Raw genomic sequence first — 24,865 nt, 5'->3', positions numbered from 1 at the left:
CCCAGAGCGACAATCGCGATGGCCGATCGCGTTGCTTTCAATCCAGGAATGCTGGCAGACAAATGCAGCAATCGGGACTACCCCCCAAAGCTGCATCCGCTATTTCGCGCTTTGCCGTTAAAGCTCAATGTTGGTGTGATGCGCATCATTTTCGGCGCGGGTTTAATCGTGCTGATCGCCGCCTTTGTTCGCGAGGGCGTTTGCTCAGCAAGCCAAAACGCAAAGCAGGTTGACAGGATCGGTCGCATCCGCCCTGCATTCTTGTTCAAACCTGTGTCATGCCGAACCGTCAGCGCGCATCAACACTAGGTCCAACAGCGATCAATTCTAGGCAATCTCGATCGCGCACCAATGCCGATAAGGTGCTTCCGGCGTCACCACCGGCGTCGGAAAGTGCGGATTGTTGATCGCATCGGGGAAATTCTGGTCTTCGAGGCAGAGCCCGCTAAAGGCAGCGTAGCGCGCTCCATCCAGCCCGGAAACCGGCACATCGAGCTTCCAGCCATTATAGACCTGCAGGCCGGGCTGATCGGTATAGATCCTGAGCGTCAGCGAGCGGTCGGGTGCCTCGACCACCGCCACCGGTTCGGTCTGGTCGCGTCGTGTATCGAGGACGAAATTGCAGTCGATCTTCTGGCCGGTCCCATCGGCCCGGCGCATGGTCCGCGCTTCCCGGAAATCAAGCTCGGTGCCTTTGGTGGGCAAAATGGCGCCGGTCGGGATCTGGCCCTCGCCAAGTTCGGTGTAAGCGCCCGCGGCAAAGGACAGGCGGTGATCGAGCACATCGCCATGTCCCATCAGGTTGAAGTAATTGTGCTGGACGATATTGACCGGAGTCGGCCTGTCGGTTTTAGCACCGAAATCGATCTCCAGCCGGTTTCCCTTGAGCTTGTAGGTGACCGATATCTCGAGATTGCCCGGATAGCCCATGTCACCGTCCGGGCTGGAAAGCGTCAGCGTGACGCTGTCCGCGTTCTCCTTGGCAATTTGCCAGATCTGTTGCGCTATGCCTTCAGGGCCGCCATGGAGCTGGTTGGGTCCTTCATTGGCCGGCAAATGGTAAACCGCGCCGTCGAGCGTAAATTGCGCGCCGCCGATCCGGTTGGCCACCCGACCGGCAATGGCCCCGAAATAAGGGCTGTGGGCGGGATAGGAATCGAATTTGTCAAACCCCAAGACCACCGGGCGCATCTTGCCACCCACTGGCACTCGCCAGTCCCGGACCAGCGCGCCATAGGTCAGAACCGCCACCGAAACGCCGGTTTGAGAGGTCAAAACCACCTCATGAACATCTTGTCCGTTAAACGTTCCAACAACCCTGGCCATGTGCGCTCTCCGTTTGTTTTCGCACCGCTCTTAGTGCATTTCAGCACTTCTTTGAAGCGTCTCGATTGCTCTAAGCCTTTGTTTTGCCGCGCTCCCCAACCGGATAAGCGCTCTTGGTGTCGTTCGCACAACCGGCCAATAAAGGTCTTGAGCCACGATCGTGCCGGCGGTCGGCATTTCTTGTGACACCCTGGCGCCCGATCAATGGAAATCGCGCGATTTGGGCACGACGCGTCTGTTGCGTGGATGACCGTGCAGCCGTTGCGGTACGGGATGGGTCGCCTCATCGGCCCGCGTCAATTGCGGATTGGCGCGGTGAGACATAGCCAGGGAATCAAGCAGATCGGACCGGTCATGGACCGCGCTGGCGATCACATGGATCACGCCCTCCTTGCTCTTTTGCAACTGCCCCTCGATCACCGCAAGGCGCGACGCCATGATCTGGCGCCGGTATTTTTCAAACCGTGTGGCCCACATCAGCCCGTTGGCAATACCGGTTTCATCCTCGATGGTCATGAAAATCGCATTGCCCTTGCCCGGTCTTTGCCGCACCAGAACGATCCCCGCCACCTTGACCATTTTGCCATCGCGCACCTGGTCGAGCCCTTTGCAACTGAGCACGCCCTCGTCAGCAAACTGTTCGCGCAGGAACACCATCGGATGGGCCTTGAGCGACAGCCGGGCCGTTTGATAATCGGCGATCACATGTTCCGATAGCGCCATATCGGGCAGGTTCATATCGTCTTCCTCCCCCAATTCGCGTCCCTGGGCAGCGGCGAAAAGGGGGAGCGGATCGTCCTGCGGCAAGCGCCTGACACGCCAGGCCGCTTCGCGCCGCCCGAGCCCCATTGAGCCCATCGCATCGGCATCGGCAAGAAGCGTCAGCGCCCGCACCGGCACGCCCGAGCGCTGCCAGAAATCGTCGATCGACCCATAATTTGCGCCCCGCCGCGCCACAAGCTTTTCGCTCCAGGCCTTTTTGAACCCGTCGATCTGACGAAACCCGATCCGCAGGGCGCAATAGGGGGCCGGCGCCTCTTCGAGTCCATTGTCATGGGTGCTGGAATTGACATCTATCGGTCGCACCTCAACCCCATGTTCGCGCGCATCGCGCACGATCTGGGCCGGGGCGTAAAATCCCATGGGCTGGGAATTGAGCAGCGCGCAGGCAAAGACGTCGGGGTAGTATTTCTTGATCCAGGCCGAAACGTAAACCAGCTTGGCAAAGCTCGCCGCGTGGCTTTCGGGAAAGCCGTAATCGCCGAACCCCTCGATCTGGCTAAAGCATCGCCTGGCAAAATCCTCGTCATATCCGCGCGCCACCATGCGGCCGATCATCATCTGCTTGAACTGGCCGATGGTGCCGTTATGGCGGAACGTGGCCATGGCTTTGCGCAGACCGTTGGCCTCGTCGTCGGTGAATTCAGCCGCGACCATGGCCAGTTGCATGGCCTGTTCCTGAAACAGGGGAACCCCTTTTGTCCGTTCCAGAACGGTGCGCAATTCGTTCGGGTCATGGGGCGGTTTGGGCGCAGGATATTCGACATCTTCCTGGTCACTCCGCCGCCGCAGGTAGGGATGAACCATGTCGCCCTGGATCGGGCCTGGCCTGACGATCGCCACCTGAATGACGAGATCGTAGAACTCTCTTGGTCGCAGCCTGGGCAACATGTTGATCTGCGCCCGGCTTTCCACCTGAAAGACCCCGATGGAATCGCCCTCGCACAGCATGTCAAAGACGCCCTCGGCATCTTCATCGGTGGCCTTGATATCGGCCAGCCCCAGCTTTCGGTCGTAATGTATCTCGATCAGTTCGAGCGCCTTGCGGATGCAGGTCAGCATGCCCAGGCCGAGCACGTCGACCTTGAGCATGCCCACTCTGTCGATATCGTCCTTGTCCCATTCGATGAAGGTTCGATCGTCCATCGCCGCGTTGGCCACGGGCACATATTCATCCAGTCGGTTTTGGGTCAGAACAAACCCGCCCACATGCTGGGAAAGATGGCGCGGAAAGCCCAGAAGCCGTGTCGCCAGTTTCACGGCGCGCACGATATTGGGATTGGACGGATCGAGCCCGGCCTGTTCGATATGTTTTTCCGGCAACCCCTCCCCGCTCCAGCTTCCCCAGACGGTCGAGGCGATGCGCGAAGTGATGTCCTCGGTCAGCCCCAGCGCCTTGCCCACTTCGCGGATGGCCGAGCGCGGGCGATAGCTGATCACCGTCGCGGCGATCCCCGCCCGGTGCCGGCCATAGGTCGTGTAGATATGCTGGATCACTTCTTCGCGCCGCTCATGCTCGAAATCCACGTCGATATCGGGCGGTTCGCCCCGGTTTTCCGAGAGAAACCGCGCAAACAGCAATTGATGCTCGGCCGGGTCCACTGCTGTGATGCCGAGAACGAAACAGACCGCCGAATTGGCCGCCGATCCCCGCCCCTGGCAGAGGATGTTCTTGCTCCTTGCCACCTCCACGATATCGAAGATGGTGAGGAAATAGGTGGCGTAGTTAAGCTTCCCGATCAGCGCGAGTTCGCTCTCGATCTGGGCTCTGACCTTTGCAGGCACTCCCTCGGGGTAGCGCAGGTCCGCCCGCCGCCAGGTGAGTTCCTCAAGCCAGGCCTGCGGGGTCCAGCCTTTGGGAACAGGTTCTTCGGGATACTGGTAGCGCAATTGATCAAGCGAAAAATCGATGGTCTGCAAGAACGCCTCGGTCTGGGCGATGGCTTGCGGGCATGGGTGAAACAGCCGCTCCATTTCCTCGGGCGTCTTGAGATGGCGTTCCGCATTGACCTCCAGCCTCGTGCCGGCCGTTTCAATCGTCACACCCTCCCGGATGCAGGTGAGAATATCCTGCAGATCGCGTTGTCCGGCGGCGTGATAGAGCACATCATTGGTGGCGATCAGCGGCACCCCATGGGCCTGGGCCAAAAGCCCCAAATGGTGCAGACGGCGCAGATCATTGCTTTTGTGCCCCATGCTCGCCCCCAGCCACAGGGTTGCCGAAACTCGCGAGAGGTCCTTGAGAGCCTTGTCCAGACCCGGTTTTTCGTTATCGGGCATTACGATCAGGCTCAGCCCCGATGCGGCGAAAACCAGATCGGGAAGGGTCAGGATACATTCACCCTTTTTCGCCTTGCGATTGCCGCGCGTCAAAAGCCGGCACAGCTTCCCCCATCCTTCCAGATCCTGCGGATAGGCGATGATATCGGGCGTTCCATCCACAAAGACCAGACGGGCTCCCACCGCGAGCTTGAAGGCTTTCGCGCGCGCCTGCAGGTCGGCGAGAGTGAAGGGAAAATCGAGGTCGGGATGTCTTTCGACAAGCACATATTCTCCCGGGCCTGACCCTTCGCGCACCTTGTCGACAAGTTTTACGCCCTTGCGCAGATCTTCCAGCGCCCCAAAGGCGCGCACCACCCCGGCCACCGAATTGCGGTCGGCGATACCGATCCCCTTGTGACCCAGCAACAGCGCGGTCAGAACCATGTCCTGAGCGTGCGACGCACCGCGCAGAAAGGAGAAATTGGTCGTCGTTGCCAGCTCCGCATAAAAGCTCATGGAAAGACCCCATGCAGATACCAGCGCACCGGCTCGGTGCCGATGCCGTAAAACCCGTACCGGAACACCCAGAACCGGCGCCCGGACGCATCCTCGATGCGAAAATAATCGCGTGTGCGCGTATCGCTGGTTTTGCGCCACCATTCAGGAGATATGCGCTCGGGGCCTTCGGCCATAACGATATCGAACCAGGCCCGCCGCCACTGAAATCTGCGCGGTGGTCCATGAGGAACTTCGGCGATCACCTCAATGGTGGGCGGCGGATAAAAGAGAAACAGGGGGCGGGCCGGAACACCGAACGGACCTGTCTGCCGCCATGCCCCGCCTGGGTTTTCATCCGAGATCGCCGGAATGGCGCGCGCGGCCCGCTCGGGCAGGTGGCTGTCATTGGCAACAAATCGCTGCACCGCGTCCGCGCCGAACCGCGCACTCAGCCGATCGATCAGATCGCGCACTTCCACCGCGGCAATCGCCTTGCCATCAAGCCCGCTCTGCACCGCGGCCATATCGTCACCCGCCAGCACCGAAAGCCTGATCATGTCGAACCCGAAGCCCGGATCGAGCGGATCGGCCAGGGCATCGAGCCGCATTTCCAACAGCCGCGCAAGCACGCCCGCTTCCTTGAGAGGTTGTCCCGAGAGCAATTCGATACGGGTAACTTTGCCATCGGCGCGAAAGAATGCAGCCTCAAAACACCGCCCACCCTGTCCATGACGATTTAGACTTTTGCAAAGATCTGCGGAAAGCGTTGCGAGCGTGGCGACGATATCGTCCATGAGCCCGATGGGATCGGCAAAGCGCTGCTCGGCCACAAAGTCCGGCAAGGGTCGGCGCGGGGTGATCGGCCGGTCGATCTCCCCAAGGAGTTGAGCGAGAACCGCCGTCGTTTCATCTCCAAACCGCGCCGCGAGCGGCTTTCTGGGACGGGCGGCGAGGTCGGCGATCGCGGTGAGACCGGCCCGGCGCAGGCCCGTAGTGGTTTTGTGCCCCGCTTCGAGCGCCTCGACCGGCAGGCCGGCCAGAGCGTGCGCCTCGGCTCCGGGTGCAACGATCCCGCCTCCGCCGAACCGTGCCAGCGCCCGTGCCGCGCGCGCCGTTCCTGCAATGGCGATGCGGGTTGCAAAGCCCTGTGCCCTTAACCGGGTTTCCATATCGGCAACCAGTTCCGCCTCTCCACCGAACAGATGGGGCACGCCCGTAATGTCGCACACGATCCCGTCTGGCGGCTCAGCGGCGACCAAGGGGGTGTAGCGATCACACCAGTCGGCCAGTTTCTCGAAAAGTTCGGCATCGGCCATCTCGTCGTGCTCGACGACGTCGAGGTGCGGCACCCTTGCCTTTGCATCGGCAAAAGCAAGACCGGGTTTCAAACCCTGTCGGCGGGCATTGGCATCAGCCCCCACCAGGGCCAGAATATTGCCCTTGCGGGCAACGACCACCAAAGGATGATCACCCCGTTTTTGCCCAGCCTGACGAACCAATCGGTCGGTCACGATGAGGGGCAGCCACAACGCCAGATAGCGCCTGGGCTTGTGCAAATCCAAGGGTTTCATGGTTCCATTCCAAATTCCAGCACCAGCCTGACGGCCCGCTCCGCTGGCGAAGCAGGCGGGCAGAAAACACCGCCCGCCCGGGCATGCCAAGCGGATCGGAGGACGGAGCCGCCTGTATCTGCCAGCGCGTTGCAGCCGCGCTCGGCTCGGGCTGGGCCATCACGCGCAAAACCAGACCCGTGGCCCCGCTGTCCTGCGCGGCCAGCGACAGCCTGCGGCTGGCGGTGAGGTCGAGATGTTTCGAAGTGCCCCAGCTTTCGAAAATCACTGCCCCCAGCCCCGGACACCGCAAGGCCTCAAGGCTCGCCCGCAAACCATCGGCGACATCGCTCACATGCACCACGACGAGTTGATCGCCCGCCACGCCCATTTCGGCAAATCCCTGGGCATAGAGCGCCCCGGTCTCGATTTCGCTGCGCCTGTGCCGTATCCAGATCAGCGGCGCACGGGGCGCCGCCCGCAGGCTGAGCCCGGTTACAAATCCTGCAGCAGCCGCGATGTCGAACGCCTGGGCAGGGTAGATTTCGTGCACGGCGCCCCGCGCCAGACCGCCCCCCAAGGCATCATCGACCGGGCCGGCGCCCAGAGTGAAGACGCCGTGCCGCCCGGTCTCGCCAAAAGGATCGAGACTGGCCAGAGCCTCCCGCAGCACACCGATCTGGCGGGCTTTGTTCATGGCTCAATGTTCCTATTTTGTTCTATTTGGACTCAGATCGAACCAAGAGTCAATCGTGTCTGTGTGTGAGTTTCACTTGAGGAAAACGGCGCTGTCGCGATAGCGGGCCGATTTCTCGATATAGGCTTTGGCCCCTTGGAAAAGCCGCCCGACCTCTTCGCCTGAAAGCGCCCGCACCACGCGCCCTGGCATACCCAGAACCATCGATCCATCGGGGATATCCATGCCTTCTCGGATCAGCGCCTTGGCCCCGATCAGACAATTGCGCCCGATTCTCGCCCCGTTGAGCACCGTCGCCCCCATCCCGATCAGGCTCCCGTCCCCAACGGTGCAGCCATGAAGGCACGCCAGATGACCGATCGTGCAGCCCTCCCCGATTGTGAGCGGATAGCCCATATCGGTGTGCAGCACGGCGTTGTCCTGCACATTGGAATTGCGGCCCACACCAATCCATTCATTGTCGCCCCGAAGCACAGCGCCGAACCAGATGCTCGCCCCTTCCTCGAGCCGCACCTTGCCGATCAGCATCGCCGAGGGCGCCACATAGCCTGCATCCCGCGCAATCTCGGGCGCCTGCCCTTCAAACCCGATAAGACTCATGTCCGCTCCCTTTCTCCAAACGCCCTGACCCTAGCGCCTGAACCGAACCCGGTCGATCTACGTTTAAAGCCATGCCGTGTGAACCGCCGCTCGGCCGTTGAACTCACTCATCGCCCAACGCCAGATCACACAGGCCAGGACCATGATCCAAGCGATCGATCGCAATCTCCATATCCGGCGTATCAACACCTATGTCGATCCAACCCTCCCCCGCGAGCGCGCCATCATCACCCACGGCCATGCCGATCATGCCCGTTCGGGGCACCACAAGGTTCTCGCCACCCCCGATACCATCGCCATCATGCAGACCCGCTACGGCAAGGATTGCGCCGGGAGCTTCCAGCCCCTCCAATTCGGCCAGCCCCTCGAAATCGATGACGTCACCATCACGCTCTATCCTGCCGGCCACATTCTGGGGTCGGCCCAGGTGCTGATCGAACAGGACGGCCAGCGGGTCGTGGTCACCGGCGACTACAAGCGCCTCCCCGACAAGACCGCCCAGCCCTTCGAACTGGTCCCTTGCGACCTCCTGATTACCGAAGCCACCTTCGGGCTGCCGGTCTTCCAGCACCCGCACCCATCCGAGGAAATCGCTAGGCTTTTCAAATCGCTCGCCGCTTATCCCGAGCGCGCCCACGTGATCGGTGCCTACGCTCTGGGTAAGGCGCAACGGGTCATCGCCCTGTTGCGCGATGGCGGCTATGATGCCCCGATCTATCTGCACGGCGCCATGCAGCGCCTGTGCGATCTCTATAGCGAACGGGGCATCGCGCTCGGCGAACTCCGCTACGCCACCGATGCAACAAAAGACGAGCTGGCCGGCGCCATCGTCATCGCCCCGCCCTCCGCGCTCAAGGATCGCTGGAGCCGTCGACTGCCCGATCCCGTCCTCGCCATGGCCTCGGGATGGATGAGCGTCAAGCAGCGCGCCCGCCAGCGCGGCATCGAGTTGCCCCTGGTCATTTCCGATCACGTCGACTGGCCCGAATTGACCCAGACGGTCACTGAGACTGGGGCCCGGACCATCTGGGTCACCCACGGCCGCGAGGATGCGCTGGTCTATTGGTGCCGCCAGCAAGGGCTTGTCGCCGAACCGCTCAACATTCAGGGCTATGAAGACGAGGGGGAAGACCAATGAAGCGCTTTGCGACCCTGCTCGAAACCCTTGCGCTCACCCCCTCGCGCAACCGCAAGATCGAAGCGCTTGCCGCCTATTTCCGCGATACGCCCGATCCCGACCGCGGCTATGCGCTGGCGGTCCTCACCGGCGCGCTCAGCTTCGCCCATGTCAAACCCGCCCGCCTCAAGGAAGCCGTATTGGCCGAAGTCGACCCGCATCTTTTTGCGCTCAGCTACGACTATGTCGGCGATCTGGGCGAAACCATCGCGCTGATCTGGCCCCACAAGGGCGGTACGCGCGAGCTGCCTTCGCTCTCCGATCTCGTCGAACTTTTAAACACCACCCCGAAATCCGAACTTGCGCTGCTGATCGCTGAACTTCTGACCAGCGCGCAGATCAATGAGCGCTGGGCCCTGGTCAAACTGGCCACGGGGGGCCTGCGCATCGGGGTGTCCGAGCGCCTTGCCAAGACCGCTCTGGCCGAAATGAGCGGCACCGATCTACAGGATATCGAGGAAATCTGGCACGGCATCAAACTGCCCTATGGCGATCTGTTTGCGTGGCTTGAGGGCCGAAAGCCCAAACCCGAGATCGACCATACGGCCCGTTTTCATCCCCTGATGCTTTCCAACCCTATCGATGAGGAGAAGGATTTCTCAAGCCTTGACCCCACCGATTTCGTCGCCGAATGGAAATGGGATGGCATAAGGGTGCAACTGATCCTCGGCCAAGGCCCCGCATCGCTGTTCTCCCGCACCGGCGAGGATATCGCCCCGGCCTTTCCCGACCTTGTCGGAAACGTCTTCGGGCACGGCGTCCTCGATGGCGAACTGCTGGTCGGGTCCGAATTCGTGCCCGCCCCCTTCAACGCCCTCCAGCAACGTCTCAACCGCAAATCGGCCACCGAAAAGCTGGTCCGCGAATACCCTGCCTTCATCCGGGTCTATGACATGCTGTTTGATGGCGACGAAGATATCCGCGCCCTCCCCTGGATCGACCGTCGCGCCCGCCTCCAGAGCTTCTTTTCCGACCAGACCCAGTCCCGGCTCGATCTCTCCGAACTGCTCGCCTTTTCCGATTGGGAGCAATTGGGCGTCATCCGCCGCCAGGGCGCCGATGAAAACGGCCACGAAGGCGTGATGATCAAACTCAAATCCGCCCCTTATGTCCCCGGTCGTCCCAAGGGCAACTGGTTTAAATGGAAGCGCGATCCGAACCTTGTCGATGCCGTCCTCATGTACGCCCAGCGCGGGCACGGCAAACGCTCGTCCTTTTATTCCGACTTCACCTTCGGCGCCTGGCGGGGCAACGAGCTGGTGCCCATTGGCAAGGCCTATTTCGGCTTTACCGACGCCGAGCTCAAGGAACTCGACAAATGGGTGCGCGCCCACACCATCGCGAGTTTCGGCCCGGTGCGCGAAGTGGAGAAATCCCTAGTCTTCGAAGTCGCCTTCGACAGCGCCCAGGCCTCCACCCGCCACAAATCCGGCGTCGCCCTGCGCTTCCCCCGCATAAACCGCATCCGCTGGGACAAGCCTGCCGCCGAGGCTGCCAGCGTCAGTGATGTCGAAATCCTGATTCCAGCGACGTGAAGACCACAAGAACTGGAAGCGATCCGGGCCCTGGGTCCAAAAGGCTGGACTCTATCCGAATACCTGATATCCGTGTTCCCTCCAGGCACGAGGATTCAACAATATATGGCTCGCAATTTCTTGGTGGTGGACCCCGAGCAGGATATGAACGTCCTCAAGGGACTGGCCTCACCCGTCAGGATCAAGATCCTCAAACTCCTCCATGAGCAGGGATCTCAGAACATCAACGACATCGCACGCATTCTGCAGTTGCCGCAATCGACTGTGTCGGCGAACGTCTCGATCCTCGAAGAAGCCGACCTTATCCGATCGGACATCCTCAAGGCCCGCAAGGGCAATCAGAAAATCTGTCACTCGAACTTTGACGAGATCCTGGTCGCTTTCAAGGAAGACGTCATCCCCGCCCCCAGTGGGCATATCGAGGTGGCAATGCCTCTCGGGCTCTACACCAGTTGCGACGTCGTTGCTCCTTGCGGACTGTGTACGCCCGATGGAGTGGCGGGTCTGCTCGACGTGCCCGACACTTTTCTTGACCCCGAGCGCATGCGCGCCGGACTCCTGTGGTTCACGCGCGGACACGTGGAGTATCAGTTCCCCAACAATGCCAAGCTCTCCAAAAGCGAGATCGAAGCCATAGAGTTCTCGATGGAACTTTCCTCTGAGGTTCCCGGAACCAGCGCGGACTGGCCATCCGACATCACCGTCTGGGTCAACGGGGTCGAAGTGGGTACATGGACCTCTCCGGGCGATTACGGTGACAAGCGGGGCGTCTATACACCGGACTGGTGGAAGCTCAAGGGGTCGCAATACGGCAAGCTCAAGACCTTCCGGGTCAACGGTACCGGCAGCTTCGTGGACGGCGTCAAGATTTCAGGCGTCAAGCTGGCCGATCTCGATGTGCCGGCCCACCATTCGATCCGCATGCGGATTGGCATTCGCGACGACGCCAAACACCCCGGCGGCATCAACATCTTCGGCCGCGGATTTGGAAATTACGACCAGGATATCGTCATGCGCATCCACAAGGCGAAGTAAGACTACCTGAAGTTCAGTTTCAAAAGCACATCGAAGGCGTTGACAAGCGCAGTCCTTACTATCATGATTTTCGATATAAACCCGAATATCGGAAATCTTGGGGAGGGACTGCCATGAAGGCGACGGCAACGGCGCATCGCGACTTTACAATCAGCAAGATCGACGAGCGCATTTATGGGGCATTCCTTGAGCATCTTGGTCGCGCCATCTATTCGGGCATATACGAGCCCGATCATCCCACAGCCGACAGCGACGGAATGCGCGGCGACGTGATCGATCTCGTCAAGGACCTCGACATTCCGATCGTGCGCTACCCCGGCGGCAATTTCGTTTCCGCCTACAATTGGGAAGACGGCATCGGCCCCAAGCAGGAAAGACCCGTTCGCCTCGATCTCGCCTGGCACACGTCCGAGAGCAACGAGGTAGGCATCCACGAATTCGCCAATTGGTGCAAGAGCGTGGGCACAGAGATGATGCTGGCGGTGAACCTGGGCTCCCGCGGGCTCGATGCAGCCCGCAATTTCGTTGAATACGTCAATCATCCCGGCGGCAGTTACTGGAGCGACCTGCGCCGTGAAAACGGCCAGGAAGAGCCATGGAACGTCAAGCTCTGGTGCCTGGGCAACGAAATGGACGGCCCCTGGCAGATCGGCCACAAGGACGCTGCCGAATACGGCAAGCTGGCCGCCGAAACAGCCAAGGCGATCCGGGCCTTTGACTCAAGCCTGGAACTGGTGGTGTGCGGATCGAGCCACTCGGGAATGCCTACCTATCCCGACTGGGAAGCGACAGTGCTCGAGCACACCTATGACGTGGTCGACTACATCTCGCTGCATATGTACTTTGCCAACCACGAAAAAAACACTGGCAGCTACCTCGCTCTGGCGCACAAACTCGACACCTACATCGACACGGTGGCGGGCGTGATTCAGTTCGTAAAGGCCAAGCGCCGGTCCCAGAAGGACGTGTATATTTCGTTCGATGAATGGAACGTCTGGTATCATTCAAACCAACAGGACAGGGAAATTCTCGACGGTGGCAATGGCTGGCCGCACGCACCTGCGCTTTTGGAAGACATCTATAATTTCGAAGACGTGTTGCAGGTCGGGCTGATCATCAACACCTTCATTCGCCGCTCGAACGTGGTCAAGATCGCCTGCATCGCTCAACTCGTGAACGTCATCGCGCCGATCATGACAGAGCGCGGTGGCCCCGCCTGGCGTCAGACGATTTACTATCCCTATTATTTCGCCTCACGCTTCGGACGCGGAAAGGCACTTGACCTTGCTGTGACCTGCCCGACCTATGACAGCGACCAGTATTCCGGCATTGCCTATGCCGATGTTGCGGCCGTCCATACCGAAGATGGCGGCGTTACCATCTTCGTGGTCAGCCGGCACCCCGACGAGGCGATCGAGCTGGAGGTCGATATGATCGGCTTTGACGATCTCCGCGTTGTCGATCATCAGATCATGGCCTCTCCCGACCTTCAGGCCGTCAATACGCGCGATCGGCAAGACGCGGTCGCCCCCAAACCGGGAAACGGCGCCACGCTCTCGGACGGCAGATTGTCGGTCGCGCTACCGCCTTACTCGTATCAGATGATCCGAATGGGCCGCTAAATGCCTCGTTCCACAGCCATTTGTCTATCTGATTATCGGGTTCATATCATATAACATGTTGACAGATATTGCGACTAAGGTAGCATGATTTTTGAAGCGCGGAGGAGCGCTTCTTCATAAAGGGAGGAGACTATGGATAGCTGGAAGATGCTTTTGGCATCTGCTGGCCTCATGGCCAGCATGATACCCGGGCAGATCGTGGCGCAGGAGGAGGCCGCGCCGCCCATGCAGGATTTGCCGCGCGAACAGACTTTGATCATCCAGAACCCTGAACAGGCCGCAGCCAATCCATCGATGTTCAACATCTGGATTCCCGGAAGCGGCGGAGGTCTGTCGACCGGCCTTCAACAGCTCATGATGGACACGCTCTGGTACATCGACCCTGACGAAGGATTGGACGGCGCGCTCTATAACAGCCTGGCCAGCGAGCCATGGCAGTACAATGAAGACTTCACGGAAATGACCGTGAATCTGAGAGAGGGCATCTACTGGAGCGACGGCGAAGAATTTACCGCCGAAGATGTCGTTTTCACCGTCGAAACCCAGATGGCCACGCCCGGAATGGGTTGGACGGCCACCTTCCAGGAAAACGTTGCGAGCGTCGAAGCCGTCGACGATTACACCGTTCGCTTCGAACTCAACCAGCCCAACTCACGTTTCCACACCACGTTCTCGGTGCGCTGGAACGGGGCATGGATCATGCCCGAACACGTCTTTGCCGACATCGATGACGTGATGTCCTACGATTTCAACCCGCCGGTCGGCCTCGGACCCTACACTTTGCATTCGTTCGACCCCAACGGGTTCTGGTATATCTGGGAAAAGCGCGAAGACTGGGACCGCACCACGATGGCCCAGTATGGCGAGCCTGGTCCGCAATATGTGATCTATCGCAGCATTCCCTCGACCGACAACCGGCTCATCGAGATGGTCAATGGCAATCTCGACATGATCCATGACCTCACGCCTGAGGCGATGTTCTCGCTGGTCGAACAGTCCGACACCGCGCGTGGCTGGTTCCCGGGGTTCCCTTATGCTCACCCCGATCCAACATTGCCCATGATAATTTTCAACAACCAGAACGAGATGTTCCAGGACAAGCGCGTCCGCTGGGCCCTGGCGCTGATGCTCGACGCCCGTCAGATTGCCATGGCGTCCTATCGGGGCGCTGCGACGCTGTCAGCCATCGCCGTTCCACCCACCGGCACTCATCCCGCCGACTATCACGGGCCGATGCAGGAATGGCTGACCAACTATGAACTGGATCTGGGCAACGGCGAAACCATTCAGCCCTATGATCCGGAAATCGGTAGTCAGATCGCCCAAATGGTCTCGGGCCAGTTCGAGGATGTACCGACCGACCCCGAAGCGATCCGCACGGCCTTCGGCTATGGCTGGTGGAAGCAGGACGTCGAGGCGGCCGGCACGCTCCTCGAAAGCGCCGGTTTCACGCGGCAGGGCAATCAATGGATGATGCCTGACGGGCAACCCTTTGCCTTCACGATCAAAACCTTCCCCGAAGGCGTGATCAACCGCATGGGCACCATGATCGCCCAGCAATGGAGCCAGGCGGGCGTGAATGTGACGGCAGAAGCCGATCCCCAGATGTTCCAGCAGACACTGCCGCTCGGAGATTTCCAGGTGGCCACTGCATGGTCCATCGAAACCTGGGGAGGCGATCCGGACCTGAGCTTCTTCATCGACTCCTGGCATTCTGAATACGTTGTTGAGCCAGGCGAACGCCAGCCTCCGCGCAACTGGCAGCGCTGGAGCAACGAGGAACTGGACACGATCATCGAGCAGATCCGTGTGACCGAGTTCACATCGGAGGAAAATCTCGAGCTCGGACGCGACTTTGTGGAATTGATGGTCGAGGAGATGCCGATCATTCCGGTAATGGCCTACAACGTGTTTGCCGCTTACGACACACGGTATTGGTCAGGCTTCCCCACGGCAGAGGAACGTCCCTATGCCAATATCGTCAACAACTGGGCCAATTCCAGGTACATCCTGACCCAGCTGACACCAACAAATGCCCAATAATTGCGCCATGACGCCCGGCATTGCCGGGCGTCATCCCCGACCCTTCCAACAAAACGAACGGGCCGATGAAGGGATATCTGATCTTCGTATTCAAGCGGCTGCTTCAGCTTGCAGCCGTGGTTTTCGCAGGAACCTCGCTGGCCTTCTTCATCGCCAAGCTAAGCCCGATCAGCGCTGTCGAAAACATCATCGCGCGTGTCACCAATCAATCAAGCCTAAGTCCCACGGCCATCGCTTCGCTCCGCGCAACCTATGAGGAACTGTTCGGCGTCAACGTCCCGCTGCTCGAGCAGTATTTCAATTTCTGGGGTCGGTTGGCCACCGGGGATTTCGGCCCCTCGCTAATCGCCTACCCCACGCCGGCGATGGACCTGATCATGCTCGCATTGCCCTGGACGACCGGCCTTTTGATGGTCTCGATCGTTTTCACCTTCATCCTGGGCAACATATTGGGTGGGTTGGCCGGGTACTATCAGAATTCGCGCGTGCTCAAGGGCATCGGTATCGTCGCCATCGGCATTCAGCCGATCCCCTACTACATCGTAGCCTTTCTTATGGTCATCATCTTCGGATACCTGTGGCCGGTGTTACCGATCAGCGGCGGATTTTCCATGAGCATACGGCCCGGATGGTCGGTACCCTATGTCCTGTCCGTTCTCCATCACGCCATCCTGCCGGCCCTGTCGCTTGTGGTGACCGGGTTGGGGCTTTGGTTTTTGGGCATGCGCTCGCTGGTCTCCAACATCATCACGGAAGACTATGTGACATACGCGGAGCTGGGTGGCGTCAAAAAAAGCCGGATCGTTTCCTCTTATGTCATGCGCAATGCGGTCGTGCCGCAATTGACCGCGCTCGCCATGGCTCTTGGCCAGATTTTTTCCGGCACAATCATCACCGAACAAGTGTTCTCCTACCCCGGGCTCGGCACCTTGCTTATCCGGGCGGTCAATGGCGGTGACACAACCCTGGTGCTTGCCGTGTCCTGCATATCGGTAATAGCGGTGGCAACCGCCATATTCGTCATCGACCTCATCCATCCTTTTCTCGATCCGCGCGTGAGGGTGAGCTGAGCCATGTTCTCCGTCTTCAAAGACCTCATCCGCTACAACATCGAGTTCGCAATCGGCGTATTCCTGGTGGGCCTGATTACCGTTTTTGCGCTGCTGAGCTTTTTCTCGCCCTACCCGCCCAACGAGATCTACGTGGTCTTTCCCGACCAGCCCCCGAGCCTCGAGTTCTGGTTCGGCACAAACTCCCGGGGCCAGGATTTGTTCTGGAACCTCAGTTTTGCCTTTCGCAACACCCTCACCTTTGGGCTGATCGTTGCGGTGCTCAGCCGCATCGTTTCCATCACCGTGGGACTGCTCGCCGGGTACATGGGTGGATGGGTCGACAGAGTGCTTATGTTCTTCGCCGATATCTTCGTCGCCATCCCCATATTCCCCATCCTGATCCTCTTCTATTTCGTGTTCAGAGGCGATCTGACGACTTATTCCCTGGCACTGGTGATGGCAGCCCTCGGTTGGCCATTCGACGCCCGCCTCATCCGCTCGATAGCGTTGGGCCTGCGTCATCGCGAATTCACACGGCACGCCGTCTTTGCCGGCATGGCACCCGCGCGCATCATGTTCCAGGAGCACCTGCCCTATGTCATGCCAATCGTGTTTTCCACGGCGATGGCCAATATGATCTGGTCGATCGGCTTTGAGGTCACCCTCGGCGTTCTGGGATTCACAAACATCAATCACCCCACGATCGGCACCACGCTTTACTGGGCCAACAACCATTCGGCCATGGTGGTGGGCACATGGTGGTGGATCATCATTCCCGTGATCCTCATCGTTCTGACGTTCCTGGGGCTGTTCTTGCTGGCGGTTTCAATGAACGAATATATCGATCCCAGATCACGCCTGCGGCGCATGGGAGGTCAATGATGGACGCGGCAAAACCCGTTCTCACCGTCAGAAACCTCAAGGCCTACTACCAGATGGCCTATTTCGGCATCGATCGGGAGGTCCGCGCGGTTGACGACATCACGCTTACGATCCGCGAAAACGAGGTGTATGGGATTGCAGGAGAGAGCTCGTCGGGCAAGACCTCGCTGATCAAGTCCTTCGCTGCCGCGATCCGCCCTCCCCTGCGGATAGTGGACGGATCGATGACATTTACCTTCGGAGACACGGTGATCGACCCCTACAAGGCGAGCAAGGCCGAAGTCGACGCAATTCGCTGGAAAAACCTCTCCTACGTCATGCAGGGCTCGATGAGCCTGCTCAATCCGGTTCGACGCATCAGGCACTCGTTCTACGACTTCGCTTTTCGCCCTATGGGCTTACCCAGACCTGAGTTCTGGGCAGCAGTCGAGTCCCATCTCGATCGGCTCGGCTTGCCGGCCAGCGTTCTCAACGCCTATCCCCACCAGCTTTCTGGCGGCATGCGCCAGCGCGTTGTCATTGCGCTGGCAACGGTCTGTCGACCCAATTTCATCATCGCCGACGAACCGACGACCGCACTGGACGTGGTGGTCCAGAAAGATGTGCTGGCGATGATCCGTAATGTGCAGCGCGAGATGGGTTCGTCGGTGGTTTTTGTGACCCACGACATGGGTGTACATGCCAATATCGCCGACCGTATCGGCATAATCTATGCTGGGCGACTGGTCGAGGAAGGTCCAGCTCGCACTTTGTTCACGGCGCCCAAACACCCCTATACGGCGCACCTGGTGGGCAGTCTTCCCAGGATCGGCGATTCCACACCCAAGGCTTCGCTCGAAGGACGCCCTCCCAATCTGGCCGACCCTCCCCCTGGCTGCCGCTTTCATCCGCGTTGCCCGATGGCCGTCGATAAATGCAGAGTGGAAATCCCGCCGCTCGAGACGGTGGGAGCAGATCACAGATCTGCCTGCTGGCGCAGTGACGAGGTCGGGCCGCCCGATACGCTGGCAAATCGGAAATCGGAAGGTGTCGCATGAAGAAGCTTCTGAACGTCGCGAGCGTTTCGAAACAATTTGTCATGGGCGGATTGTTCTCACGAGACGTCATCAATGCGGTTTCCGATGTAAGCTTTGCGCTTTCAGCCGAGACAGCCGAGATCTTTACGATCATCGGTGAATCGGGGTCGGGAAAAACCACACTGGCGCGCATGATCCTGGGACTTGAAAAGCCGAGCTCAGGCGCCATCTCGTTCGATGGCTTACCGGTTTCCGACAGTCTTTCACGCAGGGAAAGACTGTCGTTCATGAGGCGACTGCAGCCGGTCTTTCAAAACCCGTTCGAGGCCTTCAATCCGCTCAAACAGGTAGATCGCTACCTCCTGTCGACGGCCAAGACGCTCCTGGGTGTGACCGAACCCGAGCAGATAGAGGCCGCCATGGATGCAGCCCTCCGAAAGGTTGGGTTGAGCTTGAAGGAAATTGCTGGCCGGTACGCCCATGAACTGTCCGGCGGCCAGCTCCAGCGGGTCGCCATCGCGCGCGCGCTGATCCCCGAGCCTGCGCTGCTGATTGCCGACGAGCCGGTCTCGATGGTCGATGCTTCCCTGCGCATGTCGATTGTCAATCTGCTGCGTGATCTGCGCGACAAGTTCGGCGTTTCGGTGATCTACATCACCCACGACCTTGCCACCGCTTACTATATCTCCGACCGCATCATGATCATGCAGAAAGGACATGTTGTGGAAATGGGTCCGGCCAGGCCCATACTGGAGCAGCCCGAACACCCATATTCGAAGCTACTCAAAGCCTCGGTGCTTTCGACCGAAGACGCTGGTCAAGGCACGCTGCAGCCCGCAGATCGCACGATTGTCCAGGCCGCATGGGAGAGACCAGAAGGCAGCAAACTTATTGAGCGTGCTGGAGGGCGGCTCGTACGAATCTACTAAGGCACAGGGCCAATGCTATGCACGGCTGCAGACAAAAAAGGCGTTCCTTGTGGCTTGGTCGCGCTTGCCGCTTGCGCGCCAGCCAGCCACCACCGACATTGAGCGCCCCACCGTGATCTAATCGGCGGCCGACGAAAAAATGGTACCGCACCTCCTCCAATGCCGCTTGCCTTATCCCACCGGCCCCCGGCTATGCGGGGCACCTATAACGGCGTTTTCTGCAGATACGCGGGCATCGCCTGGTTGGTCAGGTGGCGTACACACCGACCTCTGGATGTGAAAAGGAACAGCTCGATAACCAGGTGAGATTGGTTTGAGAACGCTTCATGCGCCATTGTAGAATTAAAGCTTAGGAGCTGTTTCCGGAACCTTGCCGCAACAGGAAACCGAGCGCCGCTGGTCTGTGACCAACCGCGAATGGCCGATGATGCACGCCATTCTCTCCGGCGTTAACCGCGATCAGATGATGGCCAAACATAAGGCCAATCACATTCAGGTCGCCTATGCAAACTCGTCCGCCGAGGCGGATCGGTGTGCGCTTACCAAGGCGGCGCTTGCCCGGGAATTGGGGATCGCGGTCAATCTGTGCGGAATTACTGAAGCGAATCTACTTGGAGCGTAGCATTTCACGCCACTCAACATACGAAGTGCTTGTCCATGGAAGGCGCCCAGGGCTCAAGCGCAGCCCTGGCTTAGCCATCAGAAACTGGGACTCGATCAAGGCATCGGCACTATGAGCGTCAGCTTCGCTGTGGGCGCCGCACGAAGTGGTCATCGGTTGTGAGCAAACGACCGCTTCATGATCAAAATTCGGTTTGTGCAACCAGAAGCATCGCGTACTCGACGCCCACAGCGAGATAAAGCCCCGTGCTTTCCTTCCAACTTCTTAGCCGACTGCTCGCCTTGGCTCGTACTATCTCTTTGCGATGACCGGCTCCCTGCAGCGTTCGCCCCTGGTCATCAATACCCAGGCCATCCGGTCGATCTTTTCGGCCAAAGCAACTGCCTCAACCTTGGTCGTTTGTCGCGCCGGTTGATCATTGCCCCCCGCCGATGCCGCCACGGTCGAACACCGACCGCACCGGTGGGGCGGGCGGCAAGAGATCGCGGATATCGGCAAACGGCGCCCGGCTCGCAAACCGGACCGCCTCGGCATAGCCGGTTTCCTGGTAGCACTGGGCCGAACGAAACCGGTTCTGCAATTCCACCATCGCAACGAACCGCTGCGGGTTCTGGCTCGCGTGACACAAGATCGCCTTGCGCTTGAGCGCGAAGTGGGCGGAGATGTCGACATAGTGGGACGGCGCGAACCCGGTCCCGTTTAGAGTATCAACGAATGCAACCGGCACTCTGAACGAGGCGGCAAGGTCGATCGCCTGCGAAAGCGCCCGGTGGTCGGCGTGATAGTCATTGGGGTCGTGTGTCAGGATCAAGTCGGGCTCGGTGTCCGAGATCAGTCGACGCATTGTTTCCACCAATTGCGGGTCGGGCACCAGACCGCCATCGACGAGTGCCAGAAAACGCGGCTCGACCCCGAGCAGGCCCGCTGCCCGCCGGGCTTCCTGTGCCCGCATTTCCGCCAGCGCCACCCTGTCTCCCTGTCCCCCCATCGCGCCGTCTGTGGCAATGGCGAACACCAGTTCGGCCCCCAAAGTCGCAAACGCTGCCAGCGTTCCGAACATAAATATCTCGATATCGTCCGGATGCGCGCCCAGCGCCAGAACGCGCATGGCTCAGGCTGGCTCCCCGGCGAGAAATTCGAGCACCACCGCTGCGGTCCAGGTAAAGGTCCGTCCCCCGAGCGGCTCACCATCCAGCGGATCGTAATACTCAGCGAATCCGGACTTTTCGATTAGCTCGAGCGAGGATCTTACGATTTTTTCCGCCATCGCGTCCTCGCCGGCCGCCTTTAGCCCTACCGCGATCAAATAGTTGACCACCAGCCAAACCGGCCCGCGCCAGTAGCGCTTGGCGTCAAACCTGGGGTCGTCGAGTGAATGGCTGGGCACGACATAGCGGGTCCGTTCGGCCTCGCTGGCGATGGTCCTGGTGATGGCAGCAGCCCGGTAAGCAGGAATATTGGCGATTACCGCCATGATCCCACCGATCGAGGCACTGTCGATCAGCGTGCCCGTGGTGCGGTCCAGGCATAGGTACTGTCCGTGTTTCTCGCTCCAGAGCGCTTCGAGTGCCCCCACGCCTTTTTGCGCCCAATCTCGGTTGGCTGCCGCGATCTGGTGTGCTCCCAACTCCCCGGCAAGTTCGGACAGATCCGCGCAGCCTCGGATCAGGATGGCATTGAACCCCGGATCGACGACTTGGAACGGTGAAGCGTCGTGAAGCTTGTTGTTGTCCCATCCCAGAGCGCGGAAATGCTGGACCAGCCAAAGGTAGCGGTCGTATTGCTCCTTTGTGGGCCGATGTGCCGGATCGGCGTGCTGAGTATCACGGCGTACATATGGATCGATCCCATCAGTGGGCACGCGTGCGAACGGCTCGTCCCAATCGATCGAGTTGTCCCGGCCCGCTTCCCAGGGGTGGATGATCGCCACCAGTCCTTCAGCCCCGGGGTCGCGGCAGGTGTAGAACCATTGGTGCCAGCGATGGATCGGCTCGAGCAGGGCCCTGGCACGGCGTGCCGCCATTGCCTTGTCCTTGCTCATGGCGAAAAGGCGCTTGAGCGCGAACCCGGCAACCGCCGGCTGAGTGATCCCCGATGTCCTCACGGCCCGGCCGGTCTGCCACACGTCCGGACCCGGGAAGTACCCGTCGTCGTGAACGTGGAAGATGATGTGAGGCACCATTCCGTCGTCCCATTGATGGGCGAACAGGGTTTCCATCTCGGTCCAGGCGCGGTCCTCGTCGAAATGGGCCTGCCCGATGGCGGTAAAGCACGAATCCCAGTTCCATTGGAAGGGGTACAGCCCCTTGGTGGGCACGGTATAGGTGCCGCGATCGTTTTCTTTGAGCACGGAAATCGCGTGATCCCGTGGGTCGGTCATCTCTATTACGGTCATGTCGAATACAGTCTGTTGGACGCTAACGGGGTCAGGCGGAGATGGCGGTCTGGGTTTCGGGGTCGAACCAGCGCACCCGCGCCGGCTGGGGCGCAAGCGTCATGGTATCCCCTGGAGCTATAGGGTCGTCGGAATCGATAATGGCGCGGAAGGGTTTGCCGCCCACCTCGCACGTTACAAGCGTATGCGCGCCCAGCGGCTCGACGACGCGCGCGGTGGCGGCAAAGCCGGCTTCTGCACGCGTAACGTCTTCGGGCCGAATGGCGAACTCGAGCGTGCCGCGATCGGCTTGTGGTCCATCGATTTCGATACCACCCACCCGCCATCGGCCCGTTCCGGTACGCTTCGCTTCCATGAAATTCATGGGCGGGTTGCCGATAAAGCTGCCCACGAACCGAGCAGCGGGATTGCGGTAGACTTCGACGGGGCTGTCGCTTTGAACGATCCGCCCCCCATTCATCACTGAAATCCTGTCGGCCAGGCTCATCGCCTCGACTTGGTCGTGGGTCACATAGATCGTCGTGGTTTTTGAATCCGCCAAAACGCCCTTGAGTTCGGCGCGCATCTCGAGCCGCAACAGCGCATCCAGGTTGGAGAGCGGTTCATCCATCAATATGACGTCGGGCTCCATGGCAAGAGCCCGGGCCACGGCAACACGCTGGCGCTGACCGCCCGAAAGCTGTCCCGAATAGCGCTTCAAGAGCTGTTCGATATGCATCAGTTCGGCCGTGCGTGTCACGCGGCGCTCCACCTCAGCCTTGTCCATCTTCTGCATGCGCAGCCCGAATGCAATGTTTTCGAATACCGTCAGATGGGGAAAAACCGCATAGTTCTGGAACACCATGGCGATGCCGCGCTGGCGTGGCGGCAAATGGTCGACGCGCCGCCCTCCGATCCATACTTCACCCTGCGTGGGCGTCTCGAGCCCTGCTATAATGCGCAGCAAGGTGGTCTTGCCGCACCCTGATGCGCCGAGCAGCACCATGAATTCCTGGTTGGAAATGGTCATATCGACCGAGTGCAGCGCCTTGAACGAGCCAAAACTCTTGGCGACGTTCTTGATGACGATTTCAGCCATGGTCAACCCTACCTGTTGGCTATGCCCCACATCGCAAACAGATATTTGCGAACGGCAAAAATGAAGATCAGCGCCGGCAACACCAGCGCCGCCCCGCCTGCAAATTTGAGATGCAGGGGCGATACGTTCAGATTCTGGACAAGGAATGCGGTCAGCGTCCGGTTCTCGATGGTGAGCACCGCGGCGGCGAACACCTCATTCCATGAAATGGTGAAGGCAAAGACTGCCGAGGCCACGATCCCGGGCAAGACCAGCGGCAGAACGACTTTTATGAACGCCTGTAACCGGTTGCACCCCAGCGTCCAGGCCGCTTCTTCGAGTTCGATAGGGATGCCTGAAAACAGCGAGAAGGTGATCAGCACCGCAAAGGGGAGCGCCAGCACGGTGTGAACGAAGGCCAGCCCGATTGCGGTATCGTCGAGCCCGGTGCGGATGAACATTACCGCGAGCGGCAGGGCGAGGAGCGGCAGCGGAAAGGCCCGCGTCATCACCACCATCACCCGGAAGATTTCCTTTCCCCGGAACTCGAACCGGGAAAGCGCATAGCCCGCCGGCGCCCCTATCGCGATGGATAAGACCATGGTCAGCAGCGCAACGAGGATCGAATTCCACAGCGCCCGCCCAACGCCCGCAAACGAGGCGAAGAACTGGATCGAACCCAGATCGAATTCGGGCATTCCGGTCTTTGGAAATCCGTTGACCGCCTCGGGAGAGGAGAGCGTATTGACGAACAACAGATATAGCGGCACCAGAATCCAGGCGAGCAACAGCACCAGCGCAGTAGTGAAAACCAGCCGTCCTGCCGCGCCTGCATCGGCGACCGCGTTTGGCTTGTCGGGCCGAGCTTGGGTCGCGCTCATATCGTCGCCTCCTTGGGCACGCGCAAGAGGCGCAGAAATGCAATCGTTGCAACAATGGATATGCCCAGGATCACCAGGGCGTAGGCTGCCGCCACATTGCGGTCGCGCAGCGTGAATTGCCACTCATAGGTTTCGCCCATTAGCACCGGCAGCGTCGTGCCGCCCAGCGCGACGACCACCGCGAATACCTCAAAGGCAGCGATGGTGCGAAGGATCAACGCCGTCTGCAGGCTTGGCCGAAGTAGCGGCAGCGTTATCTTGAGGAACCGCTTCCAGGGCGAGGCCCCGAACACTTCCGCCGCCTCGTAATATTCCTTGGGAATAATCCCCATGCCGGAGACCAGGATCACCATCATAATCGCGGTTGCCCGCCAGATCTCGGCCAGGATCACCGCGAGAAAGATCACCCAGACGTTCTGATACCCCAGCAACAGGATCGGCCGGTCGACGACCCCCACGCCCACCAACAGCGAATTGAGGAAACCCGACTGCTCAAAGATCGCAAGCCAAATGATCCCCGCCGCAAGATCGGAAAGCCCGAGCGGGATCGCAAAGATGTAAAGAATCGTCGAGCGCCCGGTTTTGACCCGAGTGACGATCGAGGCCATTCCGAGTGCCAGCGCCAATTGCACCGGCACGATGATGGCCGCCAGGATCAACGTGTTTGTCAACGCCGTTCCGAATTTCCAGTGCCCGATCATGCGCTGCACATGAGCGAGCGTGAACCCTTCCTCCGCCGTGAACGCGAGAACCGCGATCTGGACGAAGGGATAGAAAAAGAACACCAGCAGGAACAGGATGGCAGGGGCCATCAGCAGATAGGGCAAGCTCTTGTTGGGCATGGCATGCTCCGAAAACGGCGCACCTACCACCCGGTCGCCGCGCCGGATGGAGGGAGGGAGGGGC

At 59.9% G+C, this 24,865-nt stretch carries 21 protein-coding genes; 11 read left to right on the top strand and 10 right to left on the bottom strand.

Features of this window, described 5'->3' with window-relative positions; all coding sequences use genetic code 11:
* Positions 1 to 18 precede the first annotated feature (18 nt).
* Positions 19 to 309, top strand: coding sequence for a hypothetical protein (locus OF122_RS01590; RefSeq protein WP_264226142.1), 291 nt, complete (start codon positions 19 to 21; stop codon positions 307 to 309).
* Positions 310 to 327: 18 nt separating this feature from the next.
* On the opposite strand, the gene OF122_RS01585 is transcribed toward OF122_RS01590, so the two are convergent.
* The 5 genes from OF122_RS01585 to OF122_RS01565 form a co-directional block, all read right to left on the bottom strand.
* The gene (locus tag OF122_RS01585) at positions 328 to 1,326 is read right to left on the bottom strand and encodes an aldose epimerase family protein (RefSeq protein WP_264226141.1); all 999 of its coding nucleotides are present in this window, start codon (positions 1,324 to 1,326) and stop codon (positions 328 to 330) included.
* Positions 1,327 to 1,527: 201 nt separating this feature from the next.
* Positions 1,528 to 4,884 carry an error-prone DNA polymerase gene (locus tag OF122_RS01580; RefSeq protein ID WP_264226140.1) on the bottom strand — a complete coding sequence of 1,119 codons (3,357 nt, stop codon included), beginning with the start codon at positions 4,882 to 4,884 and terminating at the stop codon, positions 1,528 to 1,530.
* Positions 4,881 to 6,437 (bottom strand): Y-family DNA polymerase, encoded by a 1,557-nt coding sequence (locus OF122_RS01575; RefSeq protein ID WP_264226139.1) that lies wholly within the window; start codon positions 6,435 to 6,437, stop codon positions 4,881 to 4,883. The genes OF122_RS01580 and OF122_RS01575 overlap by 4 nt, the downstream gene beginning before the upstream one ends.
* Positions 6,334 to 7,113: an ImuA family protein gene (locus OF122_RS01570; RefSeq protein WP_264226138.1), complete on the bottom strand. Its 780-nt coding sequence runs from the start codon at positions 7,111 to 7,113 to the stop codon at positions 6,334 to 6,336. The genes OF122_RS01575 and OF122_RS01570 overlap by 104 nt, the downstream gene beginning before the upstream one ends.
* A gap of 72 nt (positions 7,114 to 7,185) precedes the next feature.
* Positions 7,186 to 7,713 (bottom strand): gamma carbonic anhydrase family protein, encoded by a 528-nt coding sequence (locus tag OF122_RS01565; RefSeq protein ID WP_264226137.1) that lies wholly within the window; start codon positions 7,711 to 7,713, stop codon positions 7,186 to 7,188.
* A gap of 142 nt (positions 7,714 to 7,855) precedes the next feature.
* On the opposite strand from OF122_RS01565, the gene OF122_RS01560 reads away from it, so the two are divergent.
* The 10 genes from OF122_RS01560 to OF122_RS01515 all read left to right on the top strand — a co-directional run bounded on the left by OF122_RS01560 (position 7,856) and on the right by OF122_RS01515 (position 19,626).
* Positions 7,856 to 8,851, top strand: coding sequence for a ligase-associated DNA damage response exonuclease (locus OF122_RS01560; protein WP_264226136.1), 996 nt, complete (start codon positions 7,856 to 7,858; stop codon positions 8,849 to 8,851).
* The gene (locus OF122_RS01555) at positions 8,848 to 10,425 is read left to right on the top strand and encodes a cisplatin damage response ATP-dependent DNA ligase (RefSeq protein ID WP_264226135.1); all 1,578 of its coding nucleotides are present in this window, start codon (positions 8,848 to 8,850) and stop codon (positions 10,423 to 10,425) included. The genes OF122_RS01560 and OF122_RS01555 overlap by 4 nt, the downstream gene beginning before the upstream one ends.
* A 105-nt stretch (positions 10,426 to 10,530) precedes the next feature.
* Entirely contained in the window at positions 10,531 to 11,460 is a 930-nt protein-coding gene (locus OF122_RS01550; RefSeq protein ID WP_264226134.1) for an ArsR/SmtB family transcription factor, read from the top strand.
* A 113-nt stretch (positions 11,461 to 11,573) separates the two neighbouring features.
* Entirely contained in the window at positions 11,574 to 13,082 is a 1,509-nt protein-coding gene (gene arfA / locus OF122_RS01545; protein WP_264226133.1) for an arabinosylfuranosidase ArfA, read from the top strand.
* A 132-nt stretch (positions 13,083 to 13,214) separates the two neighbouring features.
* Complete coding sequence (locus OF122_RS01540; RefSeq protein WP_264226132.1) at positions 13,215 to 15,125, top strand: ABC transporter substrate-binding protein; 1,911 nt, start codon at positions 13,215 to 13,217, stop codon at positions 15,123 to 15,125.
* 65 nt (positions 15,126 to 15,190) lie between these two features.
* Complete coding sequence (locus OF122_RS01535) at positions 15,191 to 16,195, top strand: ABC transporter permease (RefSeq protein ID WP_264226131.1); 1,005 nt, start codon at positions 15,191 to 15,193, stop codon at positions 16,193 to 16,195.
* A gap of 3 nt (positions 16,196 to 16,198) precedes the next feature.
* The gene (locus OF122_RS01530; protein WP_264226130.1) at positions 16,199 to 17,059 is read left to right on the top strand and encodes an ABC transporter permease; all 861 of its coding nucleotides are present in this window, start codon (positions 16,199 to 16,201) and stop codon (positions 17,057 to 17,059) included.
* Positions 17,059 to 18,096, top strand: coding sequence for an ABC transporter ATP-binding protein (locus tag OF122_RS01525; protein WP_264226129.1), 1,038 nt, complete (start codon positions 17,059 to 17,061; stop codon positions 18,094 to 18,096). The genes OF122_RS01530 and OF122_RS01525 overlap by 1 nt, the downstream gene beginning before the upstream one ends.
* Complete coding sequence (locus OF122_RS01520) at positions 18,093 to 19,004, top strand: ABC transporter ATP-binding protein (protein ID WP_264226128.1); 912 nt, start codon at positions 18,093 to 18,095, stop codon at positions 19,002 to 19,004. Before OF122_RS01525 ends, OF122_RS01520 begins: the two co-directional genes overlap by 4 nt.
* Before the next feature lie 370 nt (positions 19,005 to 19,374).
* Positions 19,375 to 19,626, top strand: a complete 252-nt coding sequence (locus tag OF122_RS01515; protein ID WP_264226127.1) for a hypothetical protein — start codon at positions 19,375 to 19,377, stop codon at positions 19,624 to 19,626.
* A gap of 415 nt (positions 19,627 to 20,041) precedes the next feature.
* Here OF122_RS01515 and OF122_RS01510 read toward each other — a convergent pair whose 3' ends face one another.
* From OF122_RS01510 to OF122_RS01490, 5 genes are read right to left on the bottom strand one after another with little or no spacing between them, the layout of a single operon-like run.
* Positions 20,042 to 20,734: a PIG-L deacetylase family protein gene (locus OF122_RS01510; protein WP_264226126.1), complete on the bottom strand. Its 693-nt coding sequence runs from the start codon at positions 20,732 to 20,734 to the stop codon at positions 20,042 to 20,044.
* Between the two features lie 3 nt (positions 20,735 to 20,737).
* Entirely contained in the window at positions 20,738 to 22,006 is a 1,269-nt protein-coding gene (locus OF122_RS01505) for an MGH1-like glycoside hydrolase domain-containing protein (protein WP_264226125.1), read from the bottom strand.
* Positions 22,007 to 22,052: 46 nt separating this feature from the next.
* Positions 22,053 to 23,099, bottom strand: a complete 1,047-nt coding sequence (locus OF122_RS01500) for an ABC transporter ATP-binding protein (RefSeq protein WP_264226124.1) — start codon at positions 23,097 to 23,099, stop codon at positions 22,053 to 22,055.
* A gap of 8 nt (positions 23,100 to 23,107) precedes the next feature.
* Positions 23,108 to 23,959: a carbohydrate ABC transporter permease gene (locus OF122_RS01495; RefSeq protein ID WP_264226123.1), complete on the bottom strand. Its 852-nt coding sequence runs from the start codon at positions 23,957 to 23,959 to the stop codon at positions 23,108 to 23,110.
* Positions 23,956 to 24,801 carry a carbohydrate ABC transporter permease gene (locus OF122_RS01490; protein ID WP_264226122.1) on the bottom strand — a complete coding sequence of 282 codons (846 nt, stop codon included), beginning with the start codon at positions 24,799 to 24,801 and terminating at the stop codon, positions 23,956 to 23,958. Before OF122_RS01490 ends, OF122_RS01495 begins: the two co-directional genes overlap by 4 nt.
* Positions 24,802 to 24,865 lie beyond the last annotated feature (64 nt).

Origin of the sequence: Pelagibacterium flavum (assembly GCF_025854335.1) — a bacterium.
Lineage (GTDB): Bacteria > Pseudomonadota > Alphaproteobacteria > Rhizobiales > Devosiaceae > Pelagibacterium > Pelagibacterium flavum.
Note: the sequence above shows the minus strand (reverse complement) of the source record. Positions and strands in the feature narration are given on the sequence as shown.